General features: G+C 71.8%; 17 protein-coding genes and 1 pseudogene. 6 read left to right on the forward strand and 12 right to left on the reverse strand.

All coding sequences use genetic code 11. The features are described from left to right. Positions 1-74 precede the first annotated feature (74 nt). Both ACH34R_RS29020 and ACH34R_RS29025 read right to left on the reverse strand, forming a co-directional pair. Entirely contained in the window at positions 75-1,184 is a 1,110-nt protein-coding gene (locus ACH34R_RS29020; protein ID WP_397564706.1) for a winged helix DNA-binding domain-containing protein, read from the reverse strand. 160 nt (positions 1,185-1,344) lie between these two features. Then, the gene (locus ACH34R_RS29025) at positions 1,345-2,229 is read right to left on the reverse strand and encodes a LysR family transcriptional regulator (RefSeq protein ID WP_397564707.1); all 885 of its coding nucleotides are present in this window, start codon (positions 2,227-2,229) and stop codon (positions 1,345-1,347) included. 72 nt (positions 2,230-2,301) lie between these two features. On the opposite strand from ACH34R_RS29025, the gene ACH34R_RS29030 reads away from it, so the two are divergent. Further along, on the forward strand, positions 2,302-3,036 hold the full coding sequence (locus tag ACH34R_RS29030) for an SDR family oxidoreductase (RefSeq protein WP_397564708.1): 735 nt from the start codon (positions 2,302-2,304) through the stop codon (positions 3,034-3,036). A 112-nt stretch (positions 3,037-3,148) separates the two neighbouring features. Here ACH34R_RS29030 and ACH34R_RS29035 read toward each other — a convergent pair whose 3' ends face one another. Both ACH34R_RS29035 and ACH34R_RS29040 read right to left on the reverse strand, forming a co-directional pair. Continuing rightward, the gene (locus ACH34R_RS29035; protein WP_397564709.1) at positions 3,149-4,822 is read right to left on the reverse strand and encodes a fumarate hydratase; all 1,674 of its coding nucleotides are present in this window, start codon (positions 4,820-4,822) and stop codon (positions 3,149-3,151) included. A gap of 100 nt (positions 4,823-4,922) precedes the next feature. After that, positions 4,923-5,804, reverse strand: coding sequence for a DMT family transporter (locus ACH34R_RS29040; RefSeq protein ID WP_397564710.1), 882 nt, complete (start codon positions 5,802-5,804; stop codon positions 4,923-4,925). An 83-nt stretch (positions 5,805-5,887) separates the two neighbouring features. Here ACH34R_RS29040 and ACH34R_RS29045 point away from each other — a divergent pair, with 83 nt between their 5' ends. Both ACH34R_RS29045 and ACH34R_RS29050 read left to right on the forward strand, forming a co-directional pair. Continuing rightward, positions 5,888-7,273, forward strand: coding sequence for a PLP-dependent aminotransferase family protein (locus tag ACH34R_RS29045; protein WP_397564711.1), 1,386 nt, complete (start codon positions 5,888-5,890; stop codon positions 7,271-7,273). 114 nt (positions 7,274-7,387) lie between these two features. Next, complete coding sequence (locus ACH34R_RS29050) at positions 7,388-8,248, forward strand: TIM barrel protein (RefSeq protein WP_397564712.1); 861 nt, start codon at positions 7,388-7,390, stop codon at positions 8,246-8,248. 6 nt (positions 8,249-8,254) lie between these two features. Here the strand turns inward: ACH34R_RS29050 and ACH34R_RS29055 are convergent, their stop codons facing one another. The 4 genes from ACH34R_RS29055 to ACH34R_RS29070 form a co-directional block, all read right to left on the reverse strand. Then, on the reverse strand, positions 8,255-8,980 hold the full coding sequence (locus ACH34R_RS29055) for a TetR/AcrR family transcriptional regulator (RefSeq protein WP_397564713.1): 726 nt from the start codon (positions 8,978-8,980) through the stop codon (positions 8,255-8,257). 52 nt (positions 8,981-9,032) lie between these two features. Beyond that, complete coding sequence (locus ACH34R_RS29060) at positions 9,033-10,238, reverse strand: FAD-dependent monooxygenase (RefSeq protein ID WP_397564714.1); 1,206 nt, start codon at positions 10,236-10,238, stop codon at positions 9,033-9,035. A gap of 125 nt (positions 10,239-10,363) precedes the next feature. Then, a complete protein-coding gene (locus ACH34R_RS29065; RefSeq protein ID WP_397564715.1) occupies positions 10,364-10,669 on the reverse strand; it encodes a hypothetical protein in 306 nt (101 codons plus the stop codon). A 136-nt stretch (positions 10,670-10,805) separates the two neighbouring features. Beyond that, the gene (locus tag ACH34R_RS29070) at positions 10,806-11,465 is read right to left on the reverse strand and encodes a TetR family transcriptional regulator (protein ID WP_397564716.1); all 660 of its coding nucleotides are present in this window, start codon (positions 11,463-11,465) and stop codon (positions 10,806-10,808) included. Between the two features lie 71 nt (positions 11,466-11,536). On the opposite strand from ACH34R_RS29070, the gene ACH34R_RS29075 reads away from it, so the two are divergent. After that, a complete protein-coding gene (locus tag ACH34R_RS29075; RefSeq protein ID WP_397564717.1) occupies positions 11,537-11,929 on the forward strand; it encodes a nuclear transport factor 2 family protein in 393 nt (130 codons plus the stop codon). A 9-nt stretch (positions 11,930-11,938) separates the two neighbouring features. Continuing rightward, the gene (locus ACH34R_RS29080; protein WP_397564718.1) at positions 11,939-12,808 is read left to right on the forward strand and encodes a TIGR03560 family F420-dependent LLM class oxidoreductase; all 870 of its coding nucleotides are present in this window, start codon (positions 11,939-11,941) and stop codon (positions 12,806-12,808) included. A 119-nt stretch (positions 12,809-12,927) separates the two neighbouring features. On the opposite strand, the pseudogene ACH34R_RS29085 reads toward ACH34R_RS29080, so the two are convergent. From ACH34R_RS29085 to ACH34R_RS29095, 3 genes and pseudogenes are all read right to left on the reverse strand, one after another. Continuing rightward, a pseudogene (locus tag ACH34R_RS29085) lies at positions 12,928-13,071 on the reverse strand (AAA family ATPase); the annotation flags it as partial. A 28-nt stretch (positions 13,072-13,099) separates the two neighbouring features. Further along, positions 13,100-14,473 carry a helix-turn-helix domain-containing protein gene (locus ACH34R_RS29090; protein WP_397564719.1) on the reverse strand — a complete coding sequence of 458 codons (1,374 nt, stop codon included), beginning with the start codon at positions 14,471-14,473 and terminating at the stop codon, positions 13,100-13,102. A 45-nt stretch (positions 14,474-14,518) separates the two neighbouring features. Beyond that, entirely contained in the window at positions 14,519-15,814 is a 1,296-nt protein-coding gene (locus ACH34R_RS29095; protein ID WP_397564720.1) for a hypothetical protein, read from the reverse strand. 274 nt (positions 15,815-16,088) lie between these two features. Here ACH34R_RS29095 and ACH34R_RS29100 point away from each other — a divergent pair, with 274 nt between their 5' ends. Further along, positions 16,089-16,580: an ATP-binding protein gene (locus ACH34R_RS29100; RefSeq protein WP_397564721.1), complete on the forward strand. Its 492-nt coding sequence runs from the start codon at positions 16,089-16,091 to the stop codon at positions 16,578-16,580. Positions 16,581-16,588: 8 nt separating this feature from the next. On the opposite strand, the gene ACH34R_RS29105 is transcribed toward ACH34R_RS29100, so the two are convergent. Continuing rightward, the gene (locus ACH34R_RS29105; RefSeq protein ID WP_397564722.1) at positions 16,589-18,895 is read right to left on the reverse strand and encodes a serine/threonine protein kinase; all 2,307 of its coding nucleotides are present in this window, start codon (positions 18,893-18,895) and stop codon (positions 16,589-16,591) included. Between the last annotated feature and the right edge of the window lie 77 nt (positions 18,896-18,972).

Here is an 18,972-nt window from a genome sequence, read left to right on the forward strand (position 1 = left end):
GATCGGTCAGGCGTTCGCCGTAGCGTTCGCCCGGCCGTGCGCCACGAGGCTTCCGTCCGAATCGGACGCCCCCGTCACTCCCCGGTGACGGATCGGGGGGCGGCGAAGCGGATGTCGTGGGCGTCGTCGGGGGCCAGGAAGCCGAGCAGCCGGGTTCCCTCCTTGGTCAGGTCGTCGGCGTCAGGGTCGCGCAGCGGGGAGTACGGGCGCAGGGTGAGCACCGAGGTCCGCCCCTGCCTGGTGACCCGCCAGTCACCGGCCGTGAAGCCGTCGATGAGGAACGACGAGACGGCCCAGCCGTACGGATCGTAGTTCTGGGCGTAGTAGGCGTCGGTGACGACCCGCGTGCGGTCCGCGTGTGAGCGCAGCAGGTTGTCGTAGTCGTACAGGAAACGCGCGGGGGCGGGGACGTCCGGGCCGGGGCGCGGGGCGTCGGGCAGGTCGAACAGGCGGCTGCCGTCCTCGGCGCGGAACTCGGCCAGCCCGAGGCCGGTCATCACCTCCGTCAGCCGGGTCAGGCCGGACCACTGCTGCACGTCCCGGACCGACGCCGGGCCGAACGCCGCCAGGTAGCGCAGCACCATCGCCTGCGGCGTCATCGCGGGCACGTCGGCAGGGCCGAGCCAGCTCTCGGCCGTGGTGTGCGCGACCGGGCCGCTGCGCCCCCACAGGCCGCGCGGCGGCACCTGGACCAGGGTGAGCCAGGCCCGCGCGCCCTGTCCGAGCGCGTGGGCGTCGTGGTCCGGCCACTCTTTCGCGAGCAGCCTGCCCAGTTCGGCGAAGGTCAGCGGGCGCTCGGCCAGGTGAGCGCGGGCGGCGGCGGCCAGCCGTACCGGATCGACCCCGGTCAGCCGCTTGCCGAACGTCGTCATCGTGGACCGCTCGATCATCGGCTGCACCAGTGGCCGCAGCGCCAGGCAGTCGCGCGCCGAGACCAGGTGGATCGTGCCGCGCATCAGCGCCGCCCGGACCAGCTCCCGCGCGGCCAGCGGCCCGGCGGCCATCTCGCCGCGGAACCCGCGCAGCCGCGACCACAGCCCCACGTACCAAGTGTGCGGCGTCTGCGCCTGCAACCCGGCCAGGTGCTCCACGGCGTCGATCACCGGCATCTCGGCCCTGTCCAGCAGCAACTGCCGCGCGAGGGTCGCCCGGTTGATCGCCCGCCTGCTCAGCACGTTCTCCATGCGCCCACGGTAGAGGTGGTGGCGGACACCTACTGTCACCCGGGTGAACAGAGATCGGGCAGTGAATGGAGGGGCGAATGGGCGACGCCGGGGTGCACGGTGGTGCGGTGAGACCTCGGTCAGGGGATCGATCAGCCGCCCCTCGGGCCGCGCGGCGGCCTCATCGACGGTGCTTTTCGCACTCCGCCGCGTTCTCCACCGCGTCCACCACCGCGTTCTCGGCCACGTTTTCGGCCACCCGGACGAAACAGGCCAGCGCGGGCGAACGGCTCTGCTCCGGCCATGCCAGTGCCAGTGTGGTCGGAGGCGCGTCCACGACGGGGACGCAGGTCAGCTCATCGCCGAGGTGGCGGCTGACGGACGCGGGCACCACGGCGACCATGCGACCCAGGGTCACGAGCTGCACGAGCTGGCCCAGGTCCTGGATGGGCGGGCCGGTGGCGCCGGACAGGTGGGGCCAGGTGGGTTGCGGCTCGCCGTCGAGGTCGGCCAGCCGTACCGTGGGACGGCCGGCCAGGCGATGACCGCGAGGCAGCACCACGACCTGTGGCTCCACCAGCAGGTCCACATGGGCGAGGCCGTCGAGGCGCTCGCGCGGCAGATGGACGAGCGCCGCGTCGGCGCGTCCGTCGCGCAGCATCGCGGCGCGCTCGCCGAAGCCGAAGAGCACGTCCACCTCGTACGCGCCGGGCTCGGCCGCGTAGGCGCGCAGAACGGCGGGCAGCAGGCCGCCGTCGCCGCCGGGCTTCATGGCCAGCACCAGCCGGGGCTCGGACCGCCCGGCGCGGCGAGTGCGCAGCGCCGCGGCCGAGAGCGCCTCCAGCACGGTGCCCGCCTCACGCAGCAGCACGTCGCCCGCGGCGGTGAGCGTGGTGCCCCGGCTGTCGCGCTCCAGCAGGCGTACGCCCAGGCGGCGCTCCAGCCGCTGGATCGCGCGTGACAGCGGCGGCTGAGCCATGCCCAGCCGCTCGGCCGCGCGGCTGAAGCTGAGTTCGCGCGCGACCGCGACGAAGTAGGCGAGCTCGCGTGTTTCCAGCTCCTCCATACCTGGAGGGTATGGCCGATCGCCCCGAATGGTCTTGGCCGTGGGCGAACCGGACATGATGGGCTGGCCGTCATGAGCACGATCGCCCTGGTGACCGGGGCCAACAAGGGGATAGGCCGGGAGATCGCCGCGCAGCTCGCGGCCTTGGGCATGAGCGTACTGCTGGGGGCCAGAGACCCTGAGCGCGGCGAGAAGACCGCCACCGACCTGCGGGGAAGCGGGCTGGACGTGCACCCGATGCCCCTGGACGTCACCGAGCCCGCCTCGGTGGAGCGGGCGGCGGCGCAGGTGGAGGAGAGGTTCGGGCGGCTGGATGTGCTGGTCAACAATGCCGGGATCTCCGGCGAACCCGCCCTCGCCCCCAGCGCCACCGGCGTGGAGCAGGTGCGGGCGGTGCTGGAGACCAACGTCGTGGGCGTGCTGCGGGTGAGCAATGCGATGCTCCCGCTGCTGCGCCGCTCCCGCGCCGCCCGGATCGTCAACATCTCCAGTGGCACCGCCTCCATGGCCGATATGGGCGATCCCGCCCACTACCTCTTCCATTTGCCGCCGAGAGCCGCCTATCCGGTCTCGAAGGCCGCGCTCAACGCCCTCACCGTGCAGTACGCCAAGGAACTGCGTGAGGAGGGCATTCTGGTCAACGCCGCCGCCCCTGGCGCCTGCGACACCGACTTCACCAGGGAACTCGGGATGACGCTGACCCGCACGGCCGCCCAGGGCGCCGCGATAGCCGTACGGCTGGCCACGCTCGGCCCTGATGGCCCCACGGGCGGCTTCTTCTCCGACGACGGCCCGATGCGCTGGTGACCACGCTCGGATCCGCCCTGGCGCCAGGGGTCTCCTTGGCGTCGGGGAAGCGGGAAGTCCAGTCGTCCTCAGAGGTCTTCCCGGGCCGGGTGCGTCGGCCTCTGAGGTCGCGCTAAGAGCGGGGGCGGGTGGGGATGCCCACGAAGGTGGCTCCGCCGTCTTTTTGGCGTCGGTCGAAGAAGTCATTGCCCTTGTCGTCGACCACGATGAAGGCCGGGAAGTCTTCCACCTCGATCTTCCAGACCGCCTCCATGCCCAGCTCCTCGTACTCCAGCACCTCGACCTTCTTGATGCAGTCCTGGGCCAGCCGGGCGGCCGGGCCGCCGATGGAGCCGAGGTAGAAGCCGCCGTTGCGCCGGCACGCCTCGGTGACCTGGGTCGAGCGGTTGCCCTTGGCCAGCATGACCAGTGAGCCGCCGGCCGCCTGGAAGCGCTCGACGTAGGAGTCCATCCGGCCGGCGGTGGTGGGGCCGAAGGAACCGGAAGCGTAGCCGGTGGGGGTCTTGGCCGGGCCCGCGTAGTAGACCGCGTGGCTCTTCAGGTAGTCGGGCATCGGCTCGCCCGCGTCGAGCCGCTCGGCGATCTTGGCGTGCGCGATGTCGCGGGCCACCACCAGCGGGCCGTTGAGGGACAGGCGGGTCTTCACCGGGTGCTGCGACAGCTCCGCCAAGACCTCCCACATCGGGCGGTTGAGGTCGATCCGCACCACGTCGCCGCCGAGCTGCTCGTCGGTGGTGTCGGGGAGGAACCGCGCCGGGTCGGTCTCCAGCTTCTCCAGGAACACGCCCTCAGGGGTGATCTTGGCGAGCGCCTGCCGGTCGGCGCTGCACGACACCGCAATGGCGACCGGGCAGGACGCGCCGTGCCTGGGCAGCCGGATCACCCGCACGTCGTGGCAGAAGTATTTCCCGCCGAACTGCGCGCCGATGCCCAGCCCCTGGGTCAGCTCGAAGACCTTCTTCTCCAGCTCCAGGTCACGGAAGCCGTGCCCGCTGGTGGACCCCTCGGTGGGCAGCGCGTCCAGGTAGCGGGCCGAGGCGTACTTGGCGGTCTTCAGCGCGAACTCGGCGCTCGTGCCGCCCACCACCACCGCCAGGTGGTAGGGCGGGCAGGCGGCGGTGCCCAGCGAGCTGATCTTCTCCTCCAGGAACTCCAGCATGCGCCGCTCGTTGAGCACCGCCTTGGTCTCCTGGTAGAGGAACGACTTGTTGGCGCTGCCGCCGCCCTTGGCCATGAACAGCAGCTTGTACTCGTCGGGGTGGCCGCCGGGGTCTTCGGCGTACAGCTCGATCTGGGCCGGGAGGTTGCTGCCGGTGTTCTTCTCCTCCCACATGGTCAGCGGCGCCATCTGCGAATAGCGCAGGTTGAGCGTCGTGTAGGCGTCGTAGACCCCGCGCGAGACGTGCTCGGCGTCGCGGCCGTCGGTCAGCACGTGCCGGCCGCGCTTGCCCATCACGATCGCGGTGCCGGTGTCCTGGCACATGGGCAGCACGCCGCCCGCCGAGATGGAGGCGTTCTTCAGCAGGTCGAGCGCGACGTAGCGGTCGTTGCCGCTGGACTCGGGATCATCGACGATCTTGCGGAGCTGGGCCAGGTGGGAGGACCGCAGGTAGTGCGAGATGTCGTGGATCGCCGCCTCGGTGAGCCGGCGCAGCGCCTCCGGCTCGACCTCCAGGAAGGACCGCCCGGCGGCCTCCACCCGCCGCACCCCTTCAGTGGTGATCAGCCGGTATTCGGTCTCGTCGGGGCCCAGCGGCAGCAGGTCGGTGTAGTCGAACTCGGGCATCGTCGCGTCGTCCTCCTCAGTGGTCCCTTTGCGAGTCGAGATTAAGGCCGCCAAGGCGCTCGCGTGTCACGGGATCGGCCACCTGTGGATAACTCGCGGTTCACCCGACCGGCTGCCTGTGGACAACCGCCGGCTCCTCGGCCGGCGCCGGGCGGGGACGCCTGCCGTACAGGCCGATGACGATGCCCGTGATGACCAGACCCGCCCCGGCAAGGTCGGCGGGAGTGGGCGTGGCCAGGCCCAGTACCGCGCCGGTGGCGATCGCGCCGACCGGGATCATGCCCGCGAACAGCCCCGCCCGCGCCGGGCCGAGCCTCGGCAGCACCGTGTACCAGAGGAAGAACGCCAGCACGGTGACCACGATCGACAGGTACGCGAAGCCGAGCCCTTCGGCGACCGTCGGGGTCCGCAGCATCGCCGCCCCGTCGGAGACCAGCCCGAGCGTCAGGAACAGCGGCACCGCCAGCGCCGTCGTGTACGCCGAGACCCGCACCGCCCCCAGCTTGGGCAGCAGCGGCAGGGCCAGCAGCGAGAAGGACACCTCGCAGGCCAGCGCCACCAGCGACCAGAGCAGCCCCGGCAGGTTGCCGGTGCCCAGCCCGGTGGCGACGGTCGCCCCCGCCACCACCACGGACGCCCCCACCAGGACGTGCGGTGCCGGACGGCGCCCGCCCACCAGCGCCAGTACCAGCGGGACCGTGCCCAGCACCGTACCGGCCAGAGCGGGCCCCGCGTGCTTGGTGGACTCGATCACCGCCACGTTGAACAGCACCAGCCCGGTCAGCGTCAGGAGCACCAGCAGCACGGTCTCACGCGGGGTGAGCCGTACGAACCGCTGCCCGAGCAGCCGGGCGATGGCCAGCAGCACCAGTGTGCCGATGGCGTAGCGGACCGCCTGCCCGCCGTACACCGGAAATCCGTTGATCAGGTCGGACACCCCGGCAAGCGTCCCGACCATGAACATCGCGGCGGACGCCATCATGACGTTCCGCCCGTTAGCACCCCCCATGGAACCCATAGGGGGAGATACTAGAAACCGATTGGCCCGCTTGGATGGTCCAATCAGTGAGCAGAATCGAGGACCATTTGGCGGATCTCCACCTCTCCGTGGACCGTACGGCGGGCGGCGTGACCGCGCAGATCGCCGGTGAGCTGCGCGCCGCCGTACGGCAGGGCCGGCTGGCCCCCGGCGCGCGGCTGCCCGCCAGCCGCGACCTGGCCAGAGACCTCGGCGTCTCCAGGGGAGTCGTGGTCGAGGCGTACGAACGGCTGGTCGCCGAGGGCTTCCTGATCTCCCGCGTGGGGGCGGGCACCCGCGTCGCGCCCGCCGCCGCGGCCCGCGGCCCCGCCCATGACACCATGCCGCCGCACGCCTACCACGGCGAGCGCGCGACCACCCCCGACCTGACGGAATTCCCGCGCGAACGCTGGCTGGCCGCGCTGCGCCACGCCCTGTCCACGATGACCAGCGACGCGTTCGACTACTCAGACCCCGGCGGGGTGCCGTGCCTGCGCCGCGAACTGGCCGCCTACCTGGGGCGGGTCCGCGCCGCCGACATCGTGCCCACGGACCTGATCGTGGTCGGCGGGGTGGCCCAGGGCCTGGCCATCACGATCCGGCTGCTGGCCGGTGAGTCGCCCGGTTCCCGCGTACGGCTGGCCGTCGAGGACCCGACCGCCGTCCGCCAGGTCTCCCTGCTGACCTCGTCGGGCGCCGACCTGGTCCACGTCCCGGTGGACGACGAGGGCATCGACGTCGAGGCCCTGGCCCGTACGCGGGCGCGCGCCGTACTGGTGACCCCCGCCCACCAGTACCCCACCGGAGTGGTGCTGTCGCCCGGACGCCGGGCCGACCTGATGGCCTGGGCCGCCGAGACCGGCGCGCTGGTCCTGGAGGACGACTACGACGCGGAGTTCCGCTTCGACCGCGACCCTGTGGGCTGCCTCCAGGGCCTGGACCCGGGCCGGGTCGCGCTGTGCGGCTCGGTGAGCAAGCCGCTGGCCCCCGGCCTGCGGCTGGGCTGGGTGGTCGCCCCGCGCGGCTTCAGCGAGCGGATCAGGCAGGCCCGCGCCGACCTGGACCTCGGCTCGCCGGTGATCGAGCAGTACGCCCTGGCGCACCTGCTGGCGAGCGGCGAGTACGACCGTCACCTGCGGCGGATGCGCCGGGAGTACCGCAGGCGCAGAGACGCGTTCGTGGCGGCGGTCGCCGCCCACCTGCCGGAGTTCCGGGTGCGCGGGGTGGCGGCGGGCCTGCACGTGTACGTGGAGCTGCCGGAGGGGACGCGCGAGGAGCGCGTCGCCGAGGCGGCCCGCGACGCGGGGATCATCGCCGAGCCGGCCGCCCCGATGCGCGCGCGGCCCGACGTCGGGGCCGTCGTGGTCGGCTTCGCCCGCCTCCCGCCGCACCGCGCCGACCCCGCCGTGCGCGCCCTGGCCGCGGCGCTCTGACCTCCGCCTCGAACGGGTTTCCACGCGCTGGAAACGGGGAGAGGAACAGATCGGGCACGATCGAGGACGCGTCGGGCGTGCCGGGTGTACGGGCCGCGTCACGGAGGTGATCCGATGAAGACCGCGGGGGCTCCCATCGCGTGGGGCGTCAGCGCGATGCCCGGCTGGGGGTACCAGCTCGACCGCGCCCGGGTGCTCGCCGAGATGCGCGATCTCGGGTTCACCGCCACCGAGCTGGGCCCGCCCGCCTTCCTGCCGCCCTCGCCGGCGCGCCGCGCCGCGCTGCTCGCCGAGTACGGCCTGCGCGGCATCGGCGGGTTCACCCCGCTCGTGCTGCACGACCCCGCGTTCGACCCGGTGCCCGAAGTACGGGCCACGCTGCGCGGATACCGCGACGGCGGCGTCGAGATCGCCATCTTCGCCGCCGTCGTCAAAGGCACCGACTACGACCTGCGCCCCCTGCTCGACTCGACCGGCTGGAAGACCCTCCTGTCGAACCTCGGCAAGATCGTCACCGAGGGCGGGCGGTTCGGACGCAGGGTGGCGATCCACCCGCACGCGGGAACCGCGATCGCGAACGCCGACGAGGTCACCCGCGTCCTCGACGAATCCGACATACCGCTCTGCCTGGACACCGGCCACCTGCTGCTCGGCGGCACCGACCCGGCGGCGCTCGTCCACGTGGCCCCCGGGCGGATCGCCCACGTCCACCTCAAGGGCGTGGACGCCGGGCTCGCCGCGCAGTTCAGGGCCGGAAACCTGACCTACACCGAAGCCGTCCACGCCGGCCTCTTCCGGCCGCTCGGCCAGGGCGAACTGGACACCGCCGCCGTCGTGGCCGCCCTTTCCGGCTCCGGATACGACGGCTGGTACGTCGTGGCCCCCGACACCGCCCTCAGCCGCGAGCCCCCGCCCGGCGAAGGCCCGATGACCGCCGTCCGCGACTCCCTGGACCACCTGGCCGGCCTCACCTGAAGCGGGTCATGCGTCACTGCCGGGGGTCTGGCTGCGGTCGATGAGTTCCAGTACCGCCTCCCGGATCTCGCGCATCACCGCGACGGTCTCGGCGGCTGCCGCGGCGATGGCCGGTGCCGCCGGGGCGTCGGGCGGGTCGAGCAGTTGGGCCAGGGTGTCGGCGAGGATCACGTCAGGGTCGGTCGGCCCGGGCGGGGCGCCGGCCGGGTCGGCGATGGCGGTGAGGAACCCGGTGGTCACGGCGTGCACCATGTAGGTCAGGTCGTGCAGCGGGCGGTCGCGGCGGATCAGGTGGTGCCGGTGCAGGATCGGCATGCCCGCCTCGCACATGGCGTTGGGCGTGGTGCGGGCGAGCAGTTCGCCGTAACCGTCCTGCTGCGTGAACAGCCGCAGCAGGTCGGCTTCGCTGCGGTACAGGCGGCGGGCCAGCGGGAGTTTCAGGCCCGTGCGGATCAGCAGCGGCCCGAAGCGGCGCGGCAGCACGGTGGCCGGGTCGGCGATGACGCAGGCGATGGCCTCGTCCAGGAAGGTCAGCAGGTCGCGTGCGAACAACCCGAGGATGAGGTCTTCCTTGGTGGGCCAGTACAGGTAGACGGTGCCCTTGCCGACCCCGGCCTGCCGGGCGATCTCGGTGACGGTGACCTTGCGCACGCCGTGGTCGAGCACCAGTTCGCGGGTGCTGTCCAAAATGCGGGCGGCTTTCCGCGATTGGTACTCGATCAGACGGCTCACCTGGGCTGTTCCTCTGCTTTCGCGGTCGAGTACTTTCGCGGTCGAGCCGGAGTCACACGGCGGCTACGTCGAACTCCTTGTTGCTCATGTCGATTATCTTGCCCATGGCCGGCCCGGTGACCCGGTTGCGCATGAGGCGGATCATCAGCGTGCGGCGGAACTGCTCCCCGCGGTCGTGCGGCGTGAACAGCGTGCGCATGGCGAGCACGCCGCTCTGCTCCTTGTGGATGAACGGACGCATCCGGGCCTCCCAGGCCCGTAGCGCGCCCGGAATGTCCGTGGAGTGCCGTCGCAGCAGGGTGCCCAGCAGCTCGCCTCCGGCGATGGCGCTGGAGGCGCCCATGCCCGAGTACAGGGTCAGGCACCAGGCGGAATCGCCGACCAGGACGACCCTCCCGCGGTGCCAGCGCGGCATCCTGACCTGGTTCACCGAGTCGAACAGGTGCTCGGGGGCATTGTCGAACGCCGTGAACAGGTTCTCCAGCAGGCGGCCCGGTGGCTGCGGGCCGAACGCGGCGCGGATGGACTCGATCGCCGGCCGGTCGAACTCGGCGTCGATGTCGTTGGTGCGATAGGAGAACAGCAGGCCGGGGCCGTGATCGCGGAACGCGAACGCCCACACCGAACGTCCCGGCTCGGCCAGGACCACGCCGTCGTTCAGGCCGAAGCCCTCGACCGGGCCGTCCGCCACGGTCGCGCCGATCATGTAGTTCAGCGGGTGCAGGTACTTCTGCGGCCCGAAGACCAGCTCCCGCACGGTCGAGCGCATCCCGTCGGCGCCCACCACCAGGTCGAACCGCTCGGTGACGGTGTCACCGGAGGCGGTGTTGCGCAGGGTGACCTCCGCCCCGGAGTCGTCCTGCGTGATCTGGGTGGGCACGGTGGCGTAGCGGATCTCCACATCGTCCGGCAACTCGGAGAACAGCGCCTGCTCGATGTCGCCGCGCATCAGCACCCGGGGCCTGCCGGGCAGGCCGGCCGGGCTCAGGCCGGGAGTGCGCCGCCCGGCCCGGTCCACCTCGTAGGAGGCGAGCGCGGGGCTGCTGCGGTTGCCGATCGCCTCCAGCACGTCCAGCCGCCGGGCCGAGGTGATCCCGGTACCGAACAGCATGACGAAGTACCCGCTTGAGCGGCGTTCCAGGGCCCGTTCGATCAGTACCGGCTCCCAGCCCACCCGCCGTAGCCGCAGCGCGGTGGCGAGGCCCGCGATCCCGAGCCCGACGACCAGCGCACGTCCGCGCCCGCTTGTGTCCGCCATGACGCTCCCCTTCATCGACGCGTGTTTTGACAAACTGACCATATCGGTCACTTTGGTCAGTCGCTGACGCGGGGGGCGGTGGGGCGTGCCGGGGGTGCCGCGCGCGCCCCCCCCGGCACGCTCGGTCACGGGTTGTCGTAGCCGATCCAGTTGATGTGCCAGCCGTACTGCTGCGCGTGGGCCGGCGTCAGCCCCGCCCCGTCGCGCCACTGCACGTAGACCCGGAAGCCGGTGGCCGTGGGGGAGTAGATCGCGCTGGGCCCCACCAGGCCCCACTGGGTGCCGGTGCCGCCCACCGAGCTGACGTAGATGGGGGTGCCGGTGAACCGGCCGGAGGTGGTGTTCACATCGATGTAGATGCCGTTGGCGCCATAGGGCTGCCAGCCCTGGCCCGGAGCGGTGCTGCCTGCGGCGATGCGTGCGGTCGGCATAGCGGTCCTCTCGGTTCGGAAACGACGTCGCTCACGAAGAGTGTCTGCACCATCGCCCTATGTGTCGATAGGTTAGATCCTGCCCCATGGGCCACAAAAGCCAGGCGAGCCGGTAAGGCCGCTCCCGTATCGAGGGTCACTGTGGCGCGGCGGCCGGCTTGATGGCGTAGTCGCGCAGGCCGTTTTCCAGCAGGGCGAAGGCGTGGGTGCCCGCCCGGTGGACGTCCGTGGCGAACATCCGTGGGTCATCCGGGGAGGCCGCCCGGCGGCGGACCTCGGCGATGAGCGTGCGGTGCACGCCGATCAGGGCGTTGGCCGCCACGCGCGGGCCGATGTCGTCGTCGTCCGCGCCGGCCTCTTCGGCCAGCAGTCCGGCCAGCGCCTCGGTGTACCCGGCGATCACCTGCTGCTCGCGGGCCTGAAGGGTGGGACTGTCGGCGACCACCCGGCTCACCGTGCGCAGCCGGTCGAGCGCCTGGGGGTCGCCCGACTCGATCTGGCCGAGCAGCCCGCCGATGCCGCCGAGCAGGAAGCGGCGGCAGGCGACGAGCGCGGATTCGCCGGGCTCCCGCTCGCGCACCGCCGCGATCAGGCGCTCGCCGAAGTCCTCCAGGCCCGAGAAGAACAAGCCCTCCTTGGTGGGGAAGTACTTGAACACGGTGGCCTCGGAGACCATCGCCGCGCGGGCGATCTCGGCCACCGTCACCTGGTCGAAGCCCCGGTCGGCGAACATCCGCCAGGCCGTGTCGGCCAGCAGTCGCCGCGTCTGCTCCTTCTTGAACTCGCGAAGTCCCATGCCAATAGAGTAGCAAAGAAGGTAGAGTTACTCTATATTCAGAGTGACCCTACGAATTTGAGGAGCGTGTGATGACCGCAGCCACCGACGTACTCGACCTCGTCCACCGCTGGGCCGCCGCCGAAGAGGCGAACGACCCCGTCGCGCTCGGCGCCCTGCTCGCCGACGACTTCGTCGGCGTGGGGCCGCTGGGCTTCGTCCTGGGCCGCGACCAGTGGCTCGGCCGCTTCGGGCACGGGCTGGTCAACCGGTCCTTCGTGATCGAAGACCCGAAGGTGCACGATTACGGCGTCGCCGCCTACGTCGTCGGCGTGGACGTCCAGGAGACCACCGCCAAGGGACGAGACGTCTCCGACCGGTTCCGGGTCTCGATCGCCGCCGTCCGCCTGGAGGACCGCTGGCTCGTCGCGGGCGTACACCTCGGCCCGCTCAAGCCCCCCTCCGGCCGCACCTCGGGCTGGTGAGGAGCCGCCATGCGGGTCAGCATCAACGTGACCAACTACTCGTGGCCGGGCGGGCCGGAGCGCATCCGTCAGGAGCTGATCCGGCTCGCCGGGGCCGCCGACGAGAGCGGGATCGACACCCTGTGGGTCTCCGACCACCTGATCCAGGCCGACCCCACCGCCGGCCCCGGTGAGACCGACATGCTGGAGGCGTACACCGTCCTCGGTTTCGCCGCCGCCCGCACCGAGCGGGTGAACCTCGGCACCATGGTCACCGGCGTGACGTTCCGCCCGGCCACCCTGCTGGTCAAGGCGGTGACCACGCTCGACGTCCTGTCCGGCGGGCGGGCCTGGCTGGGCGTCGGTACCGGCTACCACCAGCCCGAGGCCGACGCCATGGGTCTGCCCCTGCCACCCCTGGCCGAGCGCTACGAACGCCTGGACGAGACCCTGCGCATCGCCCTGCGCATGTGGTCCGGCGACGAATCCCCCTTCGAGGGCACCCACTACCGCCTGACCGGCCCCTCCACCAGCCCCCGCCCGCTCGCGCCCTCCGGCCGCCCCAAGATCCTCATCGGCGGCACCGGCGAACGCAAGACCCTGCGCCTGGTCGCCCGGTACGCCGACGCCTGCAACCTCTTCGACGTCCCGGACGGCGGTCGCACCATCCGCCACAAACTGGACGTCCTCGCCCGCCACTGCGACGAACTCGGCCGCCCTTACCACGAAATCGAAAAAACCCTCTCCACCCGCCTTGCCCCGGACGAGTCCCCCGCCGCCTTCACCCACCGCTGCACCGAGGCGGCGGCCCTCGGCATCGACCACATCACCCTCATCACCCCCGGCCCCTGGACCCCGGCCCACCTCACCACCATCGCCTCAGCCCTGAAGACCCTCTGACTTGAGCGCCGGCAGTACGTCCGCCCCCCGAGACCGCCTCCGCCCCAGGGAGAAGGCGCTTTTCCCTGGGGCAGCGAATGAAAATCTGTGATCTCGCGGATGAAGTAGGTCCCGAACAGGCCAAGGGCGATGACTTTGAGCAATGTCGTCTTGCCGGAGCCGTTTCGGCCGGCCAGTACGGTCCAGCCCGCGAATGAACCGTCGGGGCGCTTGAGGTCGAGCCGTACTTCCCTCGGACCGCTGAAACCACGGATGCCGGAGATCGCCCGCCTCCCTGGATCCCGACGGGAGTCAGGATGCCAGCTCTTCGTGCAGGTAGGCGTGGAATTCGCGGACGTGGATGGTGGTGGCGTGGGGGTGAAGGGTGGTGGCGAAGTGGGTGAGGCGGTCGCGGAGGCGGGTGGAGGAGAGGGCTTTGGTGGCGGGTACGACGGTGCGGGCCGAGTCGATGGCGTGGTCGAGTTCGCCCATGCCGAGGTAGGCTTCGGCGGCGCTGATCCGGGTGAGCTGAGCGGAGCGGGAGCGGGCCTGGTCGTAGGCGGGGAGGATGCCTTCGAGGAGTTCGGCGGCCCTGCGGTGCCGGCCGATCAGCGACCAGCAACGCGCGGCCTCGGCCGTGGGCTCCGTGGGGGTGTACCAGGCCGCCCACTGGGGCTCCCGGTCGGAAGGGCCCCGGTCGTACACGCGCTCGGCCTCGGTGAGGAGGTGTTCGACGCGCTTGGTGTCATGGGCGTCGGGGGCGCCGCTCAGGTTCGCCCGCAGGGCCGTGGCCCAGGCTTCCCTGTTGAGCAGCCAGGCCACCACGCGCGGAGGCGCGTCGGCCCGCCGGGCGGTGTCCAGGGCGGCGCGGGCGAGCAGGATCGCCGGGGACGCCTGGGACAGGTAGAGGGCCTGGTAGCTCATGGCGCTCAGCACCCAGGCCCCGGTCAGCGCGTCGCCCGCGATCTTGGCGAACTTGAGCGCCAGGCCATAGTGGCGCTGGGCCTGTCCCTGGTGGCCGAGGTCGAAGGCGGTCCAGCCCGCCAGCCGGGTCATTCCGGCGGCGACCGTCATGAGTCGCGCGCCGACCCGTTCGTCGTATCGGCCGCGTAGCAGCGGGGCCACGGTGGTGTGCAGGTAGTCGGTGATCGCCGGTCGTACCAGGCCCGCGCCGAACCGATGGTCCATCTGCGCGAACGCCTGGCGGGCCTCCTCGACCCGCCGGATGTCGGACAGGCCGACCTTCGGAGCGGTCGTGTGCTCATGCATGGCCACGGCGGGCGTGCCGTAGGTCCATCCCGACAGCCATCCGTCCAGCGCGGCGGGCGCGAAGGGCAGCGCGGCAAGCATCCGCCGCCGCTCGGGATCCACCTCGCACCTCCACATCCGCTCGGCCACTTCGACGGTATCCGCCACCGATAGGCGGGCGAAGTCCGGGATTGGCCATATCTCCGTTTCGACCGCTTCGGCCGGGCATGCGTCGCCGCCGTCGAGCCAGTGCTCGATCTCGGCCGCTGGTACGTCGAAGACCTGGGCCATCCGGGCTCGGTAGACCGGCCGTACCCCCTGGATCCCGCGCTCCCACCTGCTCCACGTGGTCATCGACACCCACAACGCCTCGGCCGCCTCCTCCTGCGTCATCCCCAGCCGCCGCCGAGCCCGCCGCAACTCCACCCGCTCACCCACCGCTCAGCCCTTCTTTGGTCGTTGTCATCGGTCGAGTAAGCATGCTCAGGAGCGGAGTTCGTGGCTGAGATAGGCGTGGAATTCGCGGACGTGGATGGTGGTGGCGTGGGGGTGGAGGGTGGTGGCGAAGTGGGTGAGGCGGTCGCGGAGGCGGGTGGAGGAGAGGGTTTTGGTGGCGGGTACGGCGGTGCGGGCCGAGTCGATGGCGTGGTCGAGTTCGCCCATGCCGAGGTAGGCTTCGGCGGCGCTGATCCGGGTGAGCTGGGCGGAGCGGGAGCGGGCCTGGTCGTAGGCGGGGAGGATGCCTTCGAGGAGTTCGGCGGCCCTGCGGTGCCGGCCGATCAGCGACCAGGAGACGGCCGCGTCGGCGATCGGCTCCGTGGGGAGGTACCAGGCGACCCAGTGTGGGTCACGGTCGGTGGTGCCCTGGGCGTAGGTGTCTTCGGCGGCGTGTAGCAGGTGGGCTACCTCGGCGTTGGTGTGCGGGTCGCGTGTGTCGGACCGGGCGGCGCACAGGGCCGTGGCCCAGGCTTCGCGGTTCAGCAGGAGCGCGATGACGCGCGGTGGGGCGTCGGCGGACCTCGCCGTCGCGAGGGCGGCGCGGGCCAGGCGGGTGGCCCATTCCGGCCGGCCGACATAGATGGCCTGGTGGGTCATCGCGGTCAGCAGCCAGGCGGCGGTCAGCGCGTCGCCGCCGATCTTGGCGAACTTGAGCGCCTGGCCGTAGTAGTGCTGGGCCTGTCCCTGGTGGCCGAGGTCGAAGGCGGTCCATCCGGCGAGCTGGGTCATCGCGGCTGCGGCGGTCATCAGGCGTGCGCCCACGCGGGCGTCGTATCGGCCGCGTAGCAGTGGGGCCACGGTGGTGTGCAGGTAGTCGGTGATCGCCGGTCGTACCAGGCCCGCGCCGAACCGATGGTCCATCAGGTTGAACGCCCGCCAGGCTTCCATGATCCGATCGGCGTCGGAGCCGCCTACCGCCGGGCCGATGCCTTCATGCGAGGCCACGGCGACCGTACGGCCGTAGGCCCACTCCGACAGCCAGCCCCCGAGAGCCGCAGGGACGAACGGCAGCGTCGCCAGTGTGTGGCGCCGCTCGGCATCCATGTCGCACCTCCACAGACGCGCGGACGCCATCACCGTACGTTCAACCGATAGGTCGGAGAAGTCGGGAATTGGCCATATCTCCGTTTCGACCGCTTCGGCCGGGCATGCGTCGCCGCCGTCGAGCCAGTGCTCGATCTCGGCCGCTGGTACGTCGAAGACCTGGGCCATCCGGGCCCGGTAGACCGGCCGTACCCCCTGAATCCCGCGCTCCCACCTGCTCCACGTGGTCATCGACACCCACAACGCCTCGGCCGCCTCCTCCTACGTCATCCCCAGCCGCCGCCGAGCCCGCCGCAACTCCACCCGCTCGCCCATCACTACCTCCTCCACTTTAAGTCATCGACCGACCACTCATTGTCAATGAATGGGCGGGCCGCCGGGCGTGACGACCAGAAAACGCCTACCGCCGTCGGGGTGACCGCTGACGGCGTGGATTCCTTCTGCCGCTGGTTCGGCGTGCGGCGGTTTCCTGCTGCGGCCGGGACTACAGACGGTCACAAGGAGAACACGCATGAGCCAGTACCTCCACGTCACCCCGCTGCCCTCCACCGGCGCGGCCGTCGGCCGGGCGCGCGCCGTACTGCGCGAGGTGCTGCGGGACGCGACCCCCGACGACCTCTACGACGCCGAACTGGCCCTCGCGGAGATCGCGGGCAACGCGGTGCGGCACTCGTGCCCGCCGTACGTCCTGCGCATGGTCATGGTCGGCGAGCACCCCGTGTGGTGCGAGGTCGTGGACGGTCACCATGGCGGCCTGGCGGCGGTACTCGACGGGCTGAACCCCGTCGGCGCGCCCGGCTGCGACGAGGTGCTGGCGGACAGTGGGCGGGGGCTCATGCTGGTACGGGTGCTCAGCGACGGGTGCTGTGCCGCCTATCCGCTCCGCTCCGGCCGGGCCAAGGCGGTCGGGTTCGCGCTGCCGGTGGCCATCGGGGCGCGCGAGCCGGTACGGCTGCCGCCGGGGCGGTTCGAGTGGCTCGCGCACTTCGCGGTCACGCTCTGAACCGGGTGTCAGTTCGGGAGGCTGCGGCCCTCGAAGTGGGCCACGCTCAGGGTGCCGGTCGTGCCCCGCAGGCCGAACCCGTAGCGGTACTCCTGCCGCGCCTGCGCCGTGGCGAACAGGTCGGCGACGAAGGCCGTGTGCAGCCGCCGCCAGGTGCCCGCGTGCTCGACGTAGGAGGTGGCCCGGTCGCGGGTCAGCAGTACGGCGAGCCGGTCGCCCGGGGCCAGGCCCAGCGGGATCTCGCCCGGCACGGCGCGGAACTCGCCGCCCACCCGCAGATCGAATCCGGTGGTCTTGCGGGTGTTGTTGTACCAGGCGGTGATGTAGCTGTCGTGGTTCTTCACCCAGCCGACGAAGACGCTGTCCTCGGGCTGGCCGGTGCCCGCGAACGAACCGATGGTCAGCACGCTGACGGCCTGGTCGGCGGGCAGGCGTGCGGGGCCCGCCAGCAGGGTGAAGTACGGCTCGGCGCGGCTCCCGGTGAACCGGCCCGCGCCGACGTTGATCTGCGGGCGGGCCTCCTTCGGGAAGGGCTGGTGCGGGGCGTAGCGGGCGGCGGTGTCGGAGGTGAAGGCGTCGTCGAGGTCGACCTGGGGGAGCGCGGTGAGGTCGAGGGTCGCGTTCGGTTCGAGACGGACGGCCTGGGCCCGGCCGCCGAACAGGGACGGGGCGATGAGCACGCCCGCCGCGACGAGTAGTACCGCCGCCACGGCCACGATTGCGATCCTCAGAGTCCGGGAGCGGTTGTGCGCCGCCCCGGCCGGTAACCCGGTGGGCACACCGTCCTGTGACCCTGGCCCGAGTCCCGTCCCGCCGGGCCCAACGAGCGTACCGCCGCCCACGGCCCCGGCCGGTCCCGCCGAAGCCGGAACCGACCCTTCCGACCCCGCCGAAGTCCACACGGCCCCCGAACCTGACGGCCCAGGGAAAGGCCCTGACGGGCTTGCCGTCCCGGCGGGAGCCCTCGGTGTGTGGGGGATTGCCGACGCTGAGGGTTCCGAGGTCCATGGTCGCGAGGGGGGCGGCTCTGCCGAGGCCCCCGGGGTGTCAGGGGTGGCCGGGGTCCATGGATCGGGGGTTGGCGCTTTGGCTGGATTGCTGGGTGTGTGGGGGATTGCAGGGGCTGAGGGTTCCGAGGTCCATGGTTGCGAGGGGGGCGGCTCTGCCGAGGCCCCCGGGGTGTCAGGGGTCGCCGCCCTGGCAGAAGCCTCTGGCGGGCTTGCCGGGGCTGCGGGCTCCGAAGCCGCAGGGCTCCCTGGAGTGGGGGGAGTCGCCGAGATCCATGCTTCCGAGGAGGCCGGCTCCGCCGAGGCGCCCAGGGCTTCTGGGCCTGCCGCCATGGCGGGAGCCGCTGGTGAGCCGGGGCTTGGCGAGACCTCTGGGTTTGCGGGTCCGGAACCCGTCGGGCTCCACGGTCCCGACGGCCCCGAGGGCGCGGATCCCGCCGGACTCCGCGGCTCGGCTGGTCCTTTCGAGGCTTCCGAGGGCGCTGACGGGGGCGGGGTGGGGAGTGCGGCGTAGTGGTGGCTGGTCAGGGCCTTGAGGAGGTGGGGGGCCGTTGGGCGGGCCGCGGGGTGTTTGGCCAGGCAGGCGGCCACCAGGGGGAGCAGGCGGTCAGGGACGCCGGTGAGGTGCGCCTCGTCGTACGCGATGGCGTGCAGGATGGCGGGGATCCCCAGACCCGGGAAGGCGGTGCGCCCGGTCGCCGCGTAGACCATGGTGCCCGCCCAGGAGAACAGGTCGGACGCCGGGGACACGGGCAGGCCGGTCAGTTGTTCGGGGGACATGAACGACGGCGTGCCCATCAGGCCCTTGGTGCTCGTCGTGTGGCCGGACGCGCGGGCGATGCCGAAGTCGATCACCACCGGGCCCTCGGGGCCGAGGATCACGTTGCCCGGCTTGAAGTCGCGGTGCAGCACCCCGGCCGCGTGGATCGAGGCGAGCGCGGTGAGCGTGGCCACCGCCAGGCGTTCGAGGCCGCTGCCCGTGCGCGGGCCCTCGGTCTTGACGAACCGCTCCAGCGACGGCCCCGGGACGTATTCGCTCACGATGTACGGCCGGCCGCCGACCAGCCCGGTGCCGATGACCTTGGCGGTGCAGAAGGTCGCGACGCTCGCCGCGACCTCCGCCTCGCGCTGGAACCGCCGCCTGGTCTCGTCGTCGCCCGCGAGCCAGGAATTGAGGACCTTGATCGCCACCCGGCCCCCGGCGGCGGACTCGCCCAGGTAGACCGTGCCCTGACCGCCCTCTCCCAGCCGAGCCGAGATCCGGTATTCACCGATCTGCGGGAACTCGGGCGCGCGATGGTCGCTCACGGCGTCACTCCGTGTGGTCGGCGGTCGTAGTGGCCCGTGCTCAGCGTAGACCCGCCCGAGACCCGACACGAAGACGG

Source organism: Spongiactinospora sp. 9N601 (assembly GCF_044326295.1).
GTDB classification, from domain to species: Bacteria; Actinomycetota; Actinomycetes; order Streptosporangiales; family Streptosporangiaceae; genus Spongiactinospora; species Spongiactinospora gelatinilytica.